General features: G+C 71.9%; 9 protein-coding genes. 1 reads left to right on the top strand and 8 read right to left on the bottom strand.

What is annotated here, in order from left to right; all coding sequences use genetic code 11:
- Positions 1-73 precede the first annotated feature (73 nt).
- The 7 genes from ID554_RS14010 to ID554_RS13980 form a co-directional block, all read right to left on the bottom strand.
- Positions 74-1,606 (bottom strand): acyl-CoA carboxylase subunit beta, encoded by a 1,533-nt coding sequence (locus ID554_RS14010; RefSeq protein WP_117227934.1) that lies wholly within the window; start codon positions 1,604-1,606, stop codon positions 74-76.
- Between the two features lie 132 nt (positions 1,607-1,738).
- Positions 1,739-2,650 carry a hydroxymethylglutaryl-CoA lyase gene (locus tag ID554_RS14005; protein ID WP_191088895.1) on the bottom strand — a complete coding sequence of 304 codons (912 nt, stop codon included), beginning with the start codon at positions 2,648-2,650 and terminating at the stop codon, positions 1,739-1,741.
- A 137-nt stretch (positions 2,651-2,787) separates the two neighbouring features.
- A complete protein-coding gene (locus ID554_RS14000; protein ID WP_117227932.1) occupies positions 2,788-4,125 on the bottom strand; it encodes an acetyl-CoA carboxylase biotin carboxylase subunit in 1,338 nt (445 codons plus the stop codon).
- A 152-nt stretch (positions 4,126-4,277) separates the two neighbouring features.
- The gene (locus tag ID554_RS13995) at positions 4,278-4,904 is read right to left on the bottom strand and encodes a TetR/AcrR family transcriptional regulator (RefSeq protein ID WP_117227931.1); all 627 of its coding nucleotides are present in this window, start codon (positions 4,902-4,904) and stop codon (positions 4,278-4,280) included.
- A gap of 91 nt (positions 4,905-4,995) precedes the next feature.
- The gene (locus ID554_RS13990; protein ID WP_117228042.1) at positions 4,996-7,884 is read right to left on the bottom strand and encodes a hypothetical protein; all 2,889 of its coding nucleotides are present in this window, start codon (positions 7,882-7,884) and stop codon (positions 4,996-4,998) included.
- A gap of 5 nt (positions 7,885-7,889) precedes the next feature.
- Positions 7,890-9,677, bottom strand: a complete 1,788-nt coding sequence (locus tag ID554_RS13985; RefSeq protein ID WP_117227930.1) for an HSP90 family protein — start codon at positions 9,675-9,677, stop codon at positions 7,890-7,892.
- A gap of 75 nt (positions 9,678-9,752) precedes the next feature.
- On the bottom strand, positions 9,753-10,934 hold the full coding sequence (locus tag ID554_RS13980; protein WP_117227929.1) for an FAD-dependent oxidoreductase: 1,182 nt from the start codon (positions 10,932-10,934) through the stop codon (positions 9,753-9,755).
- A 109-nt stretch (positions 10,935-11,043) separates the two neighbouring features.
- On the opposite strand from ID554_RS13980, the gene ID554_RS13975 reads away from it, so the two are divergent.
- Complete coding sequence (locus ID554_RS13975) at positions 11,044-11,646, top strand: TetR/AcrR family transcriptional regulator (protein WP_117227928.1); 603 nt, start codon at positions 11,044-11,046, stop codon at positions 11,644-11,646.
- A 102-nt stretch (positions 11,647-11,748) separates the two neighbouring features.
- On the opposite strand, the gene ID554_RS13970 is transcribed toward ID554_RS13975, so the two are convergent.
- Positions 11,749-12,639, bottom strand: coding sequence for a sulfurtransferase (locus tag ID554_RS13970; protein ID WP_117227927.1), 891 nt, complete (start codon positions 12,637-12,639; stop codon positions 11,749-11,751).
- Between the last annotated feature and the right edge of the window lie 130 nt (positions 12,640-12,769).

Below are 12,769 nucleotides of genomic sequence, written 5' to 3'. Positions count from 1 at the left end.
CTGTGCGGACGTGCCCGCCGGGCGCTCGTGACGCCGGGGCGGTGCCGGTGCTGGCTGGTGCCGGTGCGACGGTTCAGACGGGGGTGACGCCGTGCCGACGGCGGGAGAAGTGCCGCTCCTTGCCCCGGGCGGCGGTGAACCGGCGGACCAGTTCGGCGCGGAGCTGATGCGGTTCCACGATCGTGTCGACCACCAGCTCGCTGGCCAGCCGCACGATGTCGATGTCCCGCTCGTACTCCTCGCGCTTCGCGGCGACGAAGGCGGCCCGCTCGGCCTCGTCCTCGATCGCGGCGATCTTGTTGGCGTAGACCGCGTTCACCGCGGCCTCGGCTCCCATCACCGCGATCTTCGCGGTGGGCAGGGCGATGGTGGCGTCCGGCTCGAAGCCCGGACCGGCCATGGCGTAGAGCCCGGCACCGTACGCCTTGCGGACCACCACGCAGATCTTGGGTACGGTCGCCTCGGAGATCGCGGTGATCATCTTCGCGCCGTGCCGGATGATGCCCTGCTTCTCCACCGCGCTGCCGACCATGAAGCCGGGTACGTCGCTCAGGAACAGCAGCGGCACGTTGAACGCGTCGCAGAGCTGCACGAAACGGGTCGCCTTGTCGGCCGAGTCGACGAAGAGCACGCCACCCTTGAACATCGAGTTGTTGCCGACCACGCCGACGACCTCGCCGTTCAGCCGGCCGAAGCCGATGGTCAGCTCCTTGGCCCAGAGCGCCTGGATCTCGAAGAAGGAGCCGTCGTCGAGCAGTCCCTTGACGTACCGCCGCATGTCGAACGCCTGGCGCTCGCTCGCCGGCACCAGCGCGGCCAGGTCCGCCTTCGCGGGTGCCTCGACCGCCTCGGCGGCCGGTGGGCGCTGCGTCCAGTTCGCCGGCAGGTAGGACAGGTAGCGCTTCACCACGTCGAGCGCCTCGGCCTCGGACTTGCAGAGGAAGTGCCCCACACCGGACTCGGCACAGTGCACCTTGGCCCCGCCCATCGCCTCCAGCGTGGTCTTCTCGCCGGTGACCATCTCGACCATCCGGTCGGAGCCGAGGTACATGCTGGCGTTGCCGTCCACCATCGCCACCACGTCGCAGAACGCCGGGATGTAGGCACCGCCGGCCGCGCTCGGCCCGAACAGCGCGCAGACCTGCGGGATCGAGCCGGAGGCGCGTACCTGGTTCCAGAAGATCTTGCCTGCGCCGCGTCGGCCCGGGAACAGGTCGACCTGGTCGGTGATCCGGGCGCCGGCCGAGTCGACCAGATAGACCATCGGCACGCCGGTGTCGTACGCCCGCTCGATGGTCCGGATGATCTTTTCGACGGTCCGCGCGCCCCAACTGCCGGCCTTCACCGTCGAGTCGTTGGCCATCAGGCAGACCTGGCGGCCGTCGATGGTGGCGGTGCCGGTGACCACGCCGTCGGCCGGCAGGCCATCGGCGAGCGCGTTCGCGTAGAGCCCGTCCTCGACGAACGATCCCTCGTCCACCAGCAGTGCGACCCGTTCCCGGGCGAACAACTTGCCCTTGGCCGCGTTCGCCGCGTGGTACCTCTCCGCGCCACCGGCCCGGACCCGCTTGCGTAGCTGTTCCAGAGCCTCACCGTCGAGCGTCACGCCGCCCCCTCGCCGCCATCCCGACGCCGGCACTCCGGCGCAGGCAACCAGCCTGAACGATCGTTAGGCTAGCGCATCGAGGGCGGCACCGGCGACCTGGCAGCCACCGGAAGCGGAGCCACCGGAAGCCGGTCAGCCCGAGGATGCGGTCAGCCGGGTACGCGGGCCGGCGCGCAGCACGCCGGAGGGCAGGCGTCGACCGGTCAGTTCCTCGGCCAGCTCGGCCACCTCGATCAGGGCGTCCAGGTCGATGTCGGTGTCGATGCCCATGTCGTGCAGCATGTGCACGGCCTCCTCGGTGGCCAGGTTGCCGCTGGCACCGGGCGCATAGGGGCACCCGCCCAGACCACCCACGCTGGCGTCGAACTCGGTGACGCCCAGTTCCAGGGCGGTCAGCAGGTTGGCCAGCGCGGTGCCCCGGGTGTTGTGGAAGTGCAGCAGCACCGGGATGTCCGCGTCGCGGTCGCGCACGGCGGTGATCAGGCCACGGACCCGTCGGGGCGTGCCCATGCCGGTGGTGTCGCCGAACGCGACGCGGTCGGCGCCGTCGCGGACCGCGCGGTCGACGATGGCGGCGACGCGGGCCGGGTCGACGTCCCCCTCGTAGGGGCAGCCGAAGCTGGTCGCGATGATCACCTCTGCGGTGGCTCCGGCCTGGTGCAGCAGGTCGATCAGCTCGGCGATGTCGTCCAACGACTCGTCGGTGCCCCGGTTGACGTTGCGGCGGTTGTGCGTGTCGCTGGCCGAGACGACCACCTCGATCTCGGTGAAGCCGGCGGCCAGGGCGCGCTGCGCACCCTTCGAGTTGGGCACCAGCGCCGAGTAGCGGACCCCGTCGACCTTCGCCGCCCGCTGCCACACCTCGTCGGCGTCGGCCATCTGCGGGATCGCCCGGGGGTGCACGAACGACACCGCCTCGATCCGCCGCACGCCGGTGCGGGAGAGCGCGTCGAGCAGCCGCACCTTGGCCTCGGTCGGGATCGGATCCTCGTTCTGGAGTCCGTCGCGCGGTCCGACCTCGCGGATGGACACGGACTTCGGCAGCTCCGCCATCACGGCATCACCTCACTGTGACACGCTCCTGTCGCTGACCGTCCAAGTGTGTCACGTCGGGCGGTGACCGCAACGGTCCCGAGGTACCCGCCCCCGGCGTCCGGCGGGGCACCTCGGGACCGGCGGGGTCAGCGCATCCGGGAGACGATGCCGGTGTCGTAGTCGCCGGAGACGAACTCCGGGTTCTCCAGCAACTCGGCGAAGAACGGCAGGTTGTTCTTCGGCCCGGCCAGCTCGAAACCGGCCACCGCGGCCCGGGCGCGGTCGATCGCCTCGGCGCGGGTGGGCGCGTCGACCACGAGCTTGGCCATCAGGCTGTCGTAGAACGGGGTCACGGTGTTGCCGGCGACGTAGCCGGAGTCGACGCGTACTCCGGCACCGGTCGGCTCCACCCAGGTCTTGACCACTCCGGGGCCGGGCAGGAAACGCTTCGGGTCCTCGGCGTTGATCCGCAGCTCGATGGCGTGCCCGCGCGGCGTCGACGCGTCCGGGTCGAAGGTCGGCGCCACACCGGCGGCCACCCTGAGCTGCTCCTCGACCAGGTCGAGGCCGTAGACCAGCTCGGTGACCGGGTGCTCCACCTGAAGCCGGGTATTCATCTCCAGGAAGAAGAACTCCCCCGAAGCAGGATCGAGAAGGCACTCCACCGTGCCCGCGTTGCGGTACTTCACCGCCTCGCCGGCCCGTACCGCCGCTGCCAGCAGGCGCGTACGCAGCTCCGGTGAGACCGCCGGTGACGGCGACTCCTCGACGAGCTTCTGGTTGCGGCGTTGCACCGAGCACTCCCGCTCGCCCAACGCCACCACCCGGCCGTCGGCCAGCCCGAGGATCTGCACCTCGACGTGACGTACCCGGGGGAAGTAGCGCTCGATCAGCACCGAGCCGTCGCCGAACATCCGCTCGGCGAACGCGCGCACCTTGTCGTACTCGGTGTCCAACACGGCCTCGTCGGCGGCCACGCCCATGCCCATGCCGCCGCCACCTGCGGCGGCCTTCACCATCACCGGGTAGCCGATCTCGGCCGCCGCGGCGCGCGCCGCCGGCAGGTCCGCCGCCGGCTCGGTGGTGCCGGGCGCCACCGGCACACCGGCGGCGGCCATCAGGTTCCGCGCGTTGATCTTGTCACCCATCGCGCTGATCGCGTCCGCGCCGGGTCCGACCCAGATCAGACCCGCCGCCTCGACCGTACGGGCGAAGTCGGCGTTCTCCGACAGGAAGCCGTAGCCGGGGTGGATCGCCTGCGCACCGGTCGACTCGGCGGCGGCGAGGATGGCCTCGGCGTTGCGGTAGCTCTGCGCCGGGTTGGCCGGTCCGACACAGATCGCCTGGTCGGCCTCGGTGACGAACGGCAGGTCGGTGTCGGCCTCCGAGTGCACCGCGATCGCGCGTACCCCGAGCCGCTTGGCGGTACGGATGATCCGGCGAGCTATCTCACCCCGGTTGGCGACCAGCAACGACTCGATCATGCTTCCTCCGCGTTCCATCTTGTGGGACGCGGGCAAGCCAACCACGCCGCCCTGGATGTAAGGAAGGGTCCCCTGCTAACGCCTGCGGTATAGCAGGGGACCCTTCCTAACATCCAGGCCGGAGAAGGACGCGGGGTGCGCGAGGGTGCGGTTCAGGCCGGGTCGGTCGGAGCGAGCAGGGCGGCCAGGGTGGCGGCGCGCAGCAACTCGGCCCGGCGGCGACGGTCGACCTCACCACCGAGGAACGGGGTGGAGTTCATCAGGCCGAAGGCGGCGTGCGCGAGAACCCGCGCCTCGCCTGCCGGCAGGCCCGGGTGCAGCGCGATCAGCACGGTGACCCACTCCTCGACATAGAGGCGCTGGAGTCGCCGGATACGCCGCCGAGGCTCCTCGGGCAACCGGTCCAGCTCGTGCAGGTGCAACGCGATGACAGCCGGGTTGGCCAACGCGAAGTCGACGTGGAAGTCGATCAGCGACTCCAGGACCGCCCGAGGGTCGCCGGGGTGCGCGGCGGACCGCTGCCGGCCGCCCTCCAGCAGACCCTCGCTCACCGGCACCAGCGCGGCGACCAGCATCGCCTCCTTGCCGGCGAAGTGGTGGTAGAGCGCCGGGCCGGTCACCCCGGCGGCCGCGCCGATGTCGTCCATCGATACGCCGTGGTAGCCGCGGGAGGCGAACAGCCCCACCGCGATCTCCAGAATCTCGTCCTTGCGGGACCGGCGCCGCCCCGCCCCCGTGGCCCCGCTGCTCCCGCCCCGGGCCTGCTGCTCCACCGTCACCGGGCCAGCGTAGACCCACGGGGGAAGGGACGTGGACCCTCGGTTACCCGCCAGTCCGATTACCGGGAACGGCCCCCGTTTCCGCAGTTCGTCAGTGGTCGTGGTCCAGGCCGTGCTGCTGCCGCAGGTCGGTCGCCTCCGCCGAACGACCCAGCTCGTCCAGAGCCCGGGCGAGCAGCCAGGCGGTCTGGGCCGACGGCCTCGACCGGGCCGGCAGACCGCCCAGGACCTCGCGCAGCACCGGCTCCGCCTCGGCCGGGCGTCCCCGCCGCAGCAGCAGCTCGCCGGTGAGGATCTCCACCTGCGCCGCCTCGCCGAACGCCTCCACGGACCGCAGCCGGTGCGCCACCCCGGCCAGCCGGTCCAGCGCCTCGTCCTCCCGATCGTCTCCGGCCAGCACCCGCGCCGCATTCTCGGCCGCCAGCGACACCTCGTAGATCACCGGCGGCTCGTCGGCGGCAGTGGCGGTCAACTCACCGGCAAGCCGGTCGGTCACCTCGACCGCGCGCAGCGCACTGGCCGTCTCGCCTGCGTAGTGGTGCGCGGACGCCTCCCGACGACGCGCCCGCAGTTCGTCCAGGTGCCGACCGGCGAGTTGGTACGCCGAGGCGGCCGCCGCGAACTTCTGCGCGGCCGCCGCGTCCCGGTCGGCCTGGTAGAGGATGTCCCCGGCGTCTTCGAGCACCTGCGCCCGGTGCGGGAGATTGTCCGGACCGTCGAGGTTCTCGGCGAGCCGGTCCAGCAGGGCGAGCGCCGGATCGATCTCGCCGAGCCCCTGGTAGATGCCGGCCAGCAGGTGTCGGGCCGCGTCGGCGTCCGCCTGGTGACCGAGCCGGTCCAGACCGGTCACCGCCTCCTCGGCCACCTCGGCGGCCTCGCCGAGCCGCCCGGCCATCCGGTACGCGTTGGCCAACTCCCAGCGCAGGTAGGCGTCTCCGGCCTCGCCCCGCTCGACGCAGAGCGCCACCGCCTCGGCGTAGTCCTCCACCGCCTCTTCGGCCCGTCGGGCTGTCACCAGCGCGCGGGCGCGAGCGACACGAACCGCCAGGAGCGACGGTTCGGTGGCGTGGGAGAACGCCTCGTCGCAGGCGCCGACCGCTTCGGCCGGATCCTCGACGGCACCCGCGTACACCAAAGCGGTGGCGACGATCAGATCGTCCGCCCCCGCTTCGCGGGCGAGCTGGCGGGCCCGCTCCACATCGGACAGGAAATCCTCATGGTCGTCCAGGTGTTCGAGGATGTGCACCCGATGCAACGCGATCCGGGCGGTCAGGAATCGGTCCGTGGTGGCAGCGGCGGCCCGATCGGACGCCGCCAGCGCCTCCGTCCAGCGTTCCCGGGTCGTCAGCGCCACCGCCAGCCGGTCGTAGGCGGCGGACCGCTGCCGGTCGTCACCGTGCACGTCGAGGAATTCCGCAGCGGCGCGGACCAGCGCGAACCCCTCCTCGTTGGGCTCGTCGACCTCATCGAGCAGCACCCCGAGTCGGCTGGCGATGACCTGGACGCGGGCCGGGTCGGGCAACTCCTCGTACGCCGCCATCGCCACCCGGTTGGCCGTCACCGCCCCGGCGACGTCGTTGGCGTCGATCAGCTCGGTGGCACGCAGCTCCAGCCGGCGGGCACGCTGGCGGGGCGACAGCTCCACCGCACCGTACCGCTCGTCGAAGGCGGCCAGCGCCGTACGCATTCCCGCCCGATCGTGGGCGGCCCACCGCTGCTCGGCCAGTTCCAGCAGTTCCTCCGTGCTCGCCTCGGCCGGTACGACGAACTCAGCCGGCCGGCGTGGTCCGGGCACCGTGACCTCGCGCGCCGGAACGGCCTCGGACTCCGACCCGTCAGCGGGGGCCGGGCGGGTGGCCGGCACCAGGCGACGCCGCAGGCTCGCCGAGAGGGGCAGGTGGTCGCCGACCGGCGTCACGGCCAGTCGCCGGGCGATTCCCTCGGACTGGTGGCTGTTGCCGTTGCGGGCGTCGAACCGGGCGGCGATCGCGGTCGCCGTCTCGGTCAGCTCGGCGACGAGCGTACCCAGCGTCACCTCGGCGGCCGGCCGCTCCCCGAAGGCGCGGCGGTGCACGGTCAGCGTCTGGTCGTCCACCTGGCGCAGCGCGGCGGCGGCCGACGTGGCGAAGTGCATCGCGGCACCCGGCGAGGGGGCCCGGTCCAGCCAGTCCAGGTGCCGCTCGACGATCTCCAGCGCCCGTGCCTCGTTGCCGGTCAACGTGCAGAACTCGATGTGTTCGCTGACGTCCCACAGGTCGGCGATGCTGCCCCGGTGCCGGCGGTACGCCTCCCGGTGCGCGTTGCGCGCCTCGTCCCGCCGACCGCTGTGCAGATACGCCGGCAGCAGCGCGGTGAGGATCCCCTGCGGCTGCTCGGTGCAGCTCAGCCGCCCACTCAGCACCGGCTCGGCCAGCGCCACCGCCTCGTCGTGGCGGCCGGTCCGGCTCAGGTGGTTGACCTGGGTGGTCGGGTCACAGCCGGCGCAGTCGGAGAGCTGGTCGCGGGGCGTGGTGAGCCACCGGCGGTACCACTCCCCGGCCTGTTCGCGGTCGCCCAGGTGGTCGGCCACCCGGTAGCGGTACTTGTACACGGCCTGGAGGCTGTGCCCGCCCTCGCGGTAGCGCCGTTCCATGTCGTCGAGCACCGCGTGGGTGCGGTCCAACGGCACCTCGGGGAAGGTCAGCATCCCGTTGACCATGTGCTTGAAGTGCCAGAGCAGGTGCTGGGCGTACCGCTGGTGGTAGGGCTGCGGGTCCTTGTCGAACTCGGCCAGGCACCAGGCGAAGACGACGAACGACTTGGCCGGCTCGCCGCCGTAGATGTACGTGGTGATGCCCTGGATGCGGACTGCGAAGGCGAGGTGTCGATCGTCACCGGCGTCCGCCCGGCGCAGCAACTGCTCAAGCGCGGCGATCTGACCGATGCCGTACGGCATCTCGCCGGTCTGGCGCAGCATCCGCCACAGGTCCTCGTCGGCCACGACGCTCACTCCTGTCCAGGGACGGCCCGACCCAGCAGGCCGAGGAAGGAACTGTTCAGCAGGGCGGCGTCCGCCGCCCGGATGGGGTGGTGCCCGAGCAGCAGCGCCTGGCCATAGAGCGCCTCGACGGCGAGCCCGACCAGCTCCGGGTCACCGAGCGCGGTGATCCGACGCACCAGCGGGTTGCGATGGTTGAGCACGAGTTGCGGGCGGTCCGCGGGGGCGGAGGCGGCCAGCGCGTCGAGTACGCCGCCCCACAGCTCGTCGGCCTTGTCCCGGCTGGCGGTGAGCTGGTCGGTGAACGCGGCCGAGCGACTGAGAAGGTAGAGCGCCGGTAGCGAGGCCGGATCGTAGGCCCGGATCAGCACCTCGCAGCCGAGCCGTTCCAGGGCCCGGCCGGCGGCGGTGAGAAACGGTCGCAGCGCCAACTCGACGTGCGGTTCGAGGGCGTGGAAGCGGGTGGTCAGGTCGCTCGGTTCGAGCCGTTCGATGAGCACCGTACGGTCCACCGTCGGCAGCCGCTCGATCAGCTCGCTGTCGTACGTGTAGCCGCCGTTGACCACGGCCAGGTCCTGCGCGGCGGCGACGGCCGCGAGCTGGCGGAACTCGTCCAGGCTGGCGGCGTACCGGACCAGTCCGTAACGCTGCCGGAACTCGGCGAGGGTGAGCGTGCCGACGTTGGTGTCCATCGGCCACCACTGGTCGACCAGGTTGAGCATCTCGTCGTCGTGCAGGGCGAGCGCCTTGACGCCCAGGTGGTGCACCTGGAGGAACTCGGCCAGCCGGCCCGGCTGGTGCTTGGCGAGCCGGACCAGCCAGCCACGGATCTGTGCGCCGAGCGACTCGCGGGTGCTGGTGAGCAGGGAGTCCTCGTACAGCGCCTCGCGGCTGGCGGTGGGCCGCAGCTCGCTGGTGTCGACCACGCAGTGCGCGAAGAAGGCCCAGTCCGGCAGGAGGCCGTCGGCGTGCTCGGTGAGCAGCATCCGCTTGAGGTAGACCCGGTGGCCGGCGCGGGCGGCCGGGTTCACGGCGGTGGGCAGGATGAACGCCACCCCGGTCAGCCCGGCCTCCGGCACCCGCAGCGGCACCACGTCGAACGGGTCGACGCCGAGCGTCTCGCGGGCGTACCCGATCAGGGCGGCGCGGTCCACGGGCGCGCCGGGGCTGGTCGGCCAGGGCGGTTCCCCGGCGGTGGTCACCACGCTGCCGACCCGGACGGTCACCGGCAGCAGGCTGCCGTAGAGGCGGGCCAGCTCGGTGACGGTGGCGGTGGCGTACCACTGGTCGGCGTCGTGGCGCGGCACCAGGGTGACCGTGGTGCCGACCTCGGCGCGTGCCTCCTGCGGCGGGGCCAGGCGCACCGCGTAGCGGCCGTCGGCGTAGCCGGTCCAGTGCACGGTGGGGTGGTCGCCGTTGCGGGTGACCACCCGGATCTCGTCGGCGACGAGGAAGCAGGAGAGCAGCCCGATGCCGAACTGGCCGAGGAACTCGTGGCGGGAGAAGCCCAGTACATCCCTTTTGGAGCTACGACCGATGGTGGCCAGCAACTCGTGTACCTGCGCCTCGGTCAGCCCGATGCCGGTGTCGTGCACGCGCAGCGTGCCGTCGCCGGTCAACTCGGGCGGCTCGATCCGGACCAGCGCCGGCGCGTCCGGCTCGGCGTTCCGACGCGCGGTGATCGCGTCCACCGCGTTCTGCATCAGCTCCCGGACATAGACCCGTGGGCTGCCATAGAGGTGATGGCTGAGCAGGTCGACCACGCCACGCAGGTCCACCTGGAAGGTACGGTCCACGCCTTGTCCGCTCCCCGCTCCCGGATGCCGGCGCTCACCGTACCGGCCACGACCGACATCTGCCTGCCCGGTTTCTCAGCGAGACGTCGCCGGGTGGGACACCCTATCGGACGGCCGTTGACTGAGCCCGGACAGCCGCAGGGCGACCCGTCGGCGTACCGGTGGCAGCGCCGAGACCAGGCGCAGCAACGCGTCCCGGGCGGGACGCCCGGCGGACGGCACGGTGGCGAGCCGGGTCAGCCGGTCGGCGAAACCGGCCACCTCGTGGGCGAGGGGGCGACGCCGCGCCGCGTACTCGTCCAGGATGGTGTCGGGGCCCCCGGCCAGCACCGCCGACAGGGTCTCGCCGAGGTCGACGGCATCGCAGATGCCGAGGTTCATGCCCTGCCCGCCGGCCGGGCTGTGCACGTGCCCGGCATCCCCGGCGAGCAGCACCGGGCCCGCGCGGAAGGTCTCCGCGACGCGGCGGTGCAGCCGGAACCGCGAGGACCAGAGGACTTCCCGGACCTGGTCCGGTTCCCGTCGCAGGCCCCGCTCGTCGAGCAGTCGTTGCAGGTAGGGCAGGTCCGGCTCGGCGGGCGGGTCGGTCACGGTGGCGACCAGCCGGACCCGGTCGTCGGGCAGCGGGGCCCAGACCAGCGGACCACCCCGGGCGAGGAAGATCGACGCGCCGTCGCGGGGCAGCGCGCTGTCCACACGTACGTCGGCCAGGACGAACGACTCCGCCGACCCGTCCGGGCCGGTGAAGGGGATACCGGCCAGCTCACGGACGGTGCTGCGGATGCCGTCGGCGCCGACGACCCAGCGCGCCCGGACGGTCGTGTCACCGAACTGCGCCACCGCGCCGTCGGGCTCCTGGCGCAGCCCGGTCAGCCGGTACGGTCGCAGCACCCGCCCGCCCGCCTCGGCCAGCCGCTCGGTGAGCACCTCCTCGGTGACCGACTGGGACACCATCAACGCGTACCGGTGTCGACTGGGCAACCGGTCGAACGGCACGGTGATCAGCACCCGGTCCCGGTCGCGGACACTGAACCGGGCCGACCGCAGGCCCCGCTCGACCAGCGGCGCACCCGCGCCGACCCGGTCCAGCACCTCCAGGGTGTACGCGTGCACAACCGCCGCCCGTGAGGTCACCGCCGGCGTCTCCCGCTGCTCGACCAGGGTGACGTCGACCCCCCGGCGGGCCAGGGTGAGCGCAGCGGTCAGGCCGGTCGGACCGGCTCCGACGATCAGGACGTCCGTGGTTCCGGGCAGCATGACGGCCTCCCCCGTTCCTCTTTGCCAACAACTGTTGGCAAACGCTTGTTGGCAACGCTACGCGCCCCCGATCGGAGAAGTCAACACGTGTTGGCATACCGTCGTGCACATGACGGAAGGCGTGCCGCAGACCGAGCCGACACCCGGCGGCGGCCGGCCGCGCAACGCGGACGCGACCCGCGCGGCCATCCTGCGGGCCGCCCGCGAGCGCTTCGCGGCCGACGGTTACGACCGGGCGACGATCCGGGCCATCGCCGCCGACGCGCGCATCGACCCGTCCATGGTGATGCGCTACTACGGCAGCAAGGAGGGCCTGTTCGCGGCGGCGGCCGAGTTCGACCTGCGGCTACCGGACCTGAGCGGCACACCGGCCGACCGCCTCGGTGAGACACTGGTCAGCTTCTTCTTCACCCGCTGGGAGGAAGACACCACGCTGCCAGCGCTGCTACGCACGGCCAGCACCAACCCGAGCGGCGCCGAGCGGGTACGCGACATCTTCGCCACCCAGCTCGGCACGGCCGTGGCCCGGGTGGTCGCCGACCCGACGGAAGCCCCGCACCGAGCCGGCCTGGTCGCCAGCCAACTACTCGGCGTGGCCCTGACCCGGTACGTCCTCCGCCTGCCTCCCATGGTCGACCTCTCCCCACCCGCCCTGGCCGCCTGGCTGGCCCCCACCATCCAGCGCTACCTGCGCGACCCGACCCCCCGCTGATCCCAAGGTGGCGGGCACCCCGATCGCCAAGTCGATCAAGAAGTACTGGTCAGGATCGGACGGTGGGAGCCACCAAACTTCTTGATCATCCCGGTCGACGGCTCACTTCGGGTCGGGGCCCTTGACGACGGGAGCCCGGACCAGATTGCCCCACTCGGTCCACGAGCCGTCGTAGTTGCGGACGCGCGGGTAGCCCAGCAGGTGACGCAGCACGAACCAGGTGTGGCTGGACCGCTCACCGATCCGGCAGTACGCGATCACGTCGTCGTCCGGGCTCAACCCGAGCTGGTCGGCGTAGATCGTCCGCAGCTCGTCGGCCGACTTGAACGTGCCGTCGTCGTTGGCGGCGGACTTCCACGGCTTGCTCACCGCACCCGGGATGTGCCCGCCGCGCAGCGCACCCTCCTGCGGGTAGTCCGGCATGTGCAGCATCTCGCCGGTGTACTCACCCGGCGACCGCACGTCCACCAGCGGCCGGTCGGCGTCGACGTGCGCCGACACGTCCTCCCGGAACGCGCGCACCGGCGCGTCGTCCCGCTGCGGCACCGGGTACTCCGCCCTCGGCCGGACCGGCTTGTCCCGGGTCAGCTCCCGCCCCTCGGCGATCCACTTCTGCCGGCCGCCGTCGAGCAGCCGCACGTCCCGGTGGCCGAAGAGCGTGAAGACCCAGAGGGCGTACGCGGCCCACCAGTTGAAGTTGTCGCCGTAGAAGACGACCGTGTCGTCGCGGCCGATGCCCTTGGCCGCACACAACTCGGCGAACCGCTCGGCATCCAGGTAGTCCCGGGTCACCTGGTCGTTCAGCTCCAGATGCCAGTCGACCTTCACGGCGCCCGGGATGTGGCCGGTGTCATAGAGCAGCACGTCCTCGTCGGACTCGACCACGACGAGACCCTCGTCGCCGAGGCGCTCCGCCAGCCATTCGGTGGTCACCAGCCGTTGCGGGTCCGCGTACGACTGGAGTCGGGGATCGGGATCACTGGGCACAGACATGAGCCCCAAGGTACGCCGAGCAGCCGCGTCCGCGCGGGGTTGTGTGCAAGGAGGGGTCCCCTGCTAACGCCTCCGGCATAGCAGGGGACCCCTGCTAACAAACATGCAGCGAGCGGCAGCACCGCCTGGA

Origin of the sequence: Micromonospora craniellae, assembly GCF_014764405.1 — a bacterium.
In the GTDB taxonomy this organism is placed as follows: domain Bacteria; phylum Actinomycetota; class Actinomycetes; order Mycobacteriales; family Micromonosporaceae; genus Micromonospora; species Micromonospora craniellae.
Note: the sequence above shows the minus strand (reverse complement) of the source record. Positions and strands in the feature narration are given on the sequence as shown.

What these genes read in the sequence shown, in the direction of transcription:
- ID554_RS14000 (WP_117227932.1), bottom strand. Translation starts at nt 4,125, where the DNA reads ATGATCGAGTCGTTGCTGGTCGCCAACCGGGGTGAGATAGCTCGCCGG.
- ID554_RS13980 (WP_117227929.1), bottom strand. Translation starts at nt 10,934, where the DNA reads ATGCTGCCCGGAACCACGGACGTCCTGATCGTCGGAGCCGGTCCGACC.
- ID554_RS13975 (WP_117227928.1), top strand. Translation starts at nt 11,044, where the DNA reads ATGACGGAAGGCGTGCCGCAGACCGAGCCGACACCCGGCGGCGGCCGG.
- ID554_RS13970 (WP_117227927.1), bottom strand. Translation starts at nt 12,639, where the DNA reads ATGTCTGTGCCCAGTGATCCCGATCCCCGACTCCAGTCGTACGCGGAC.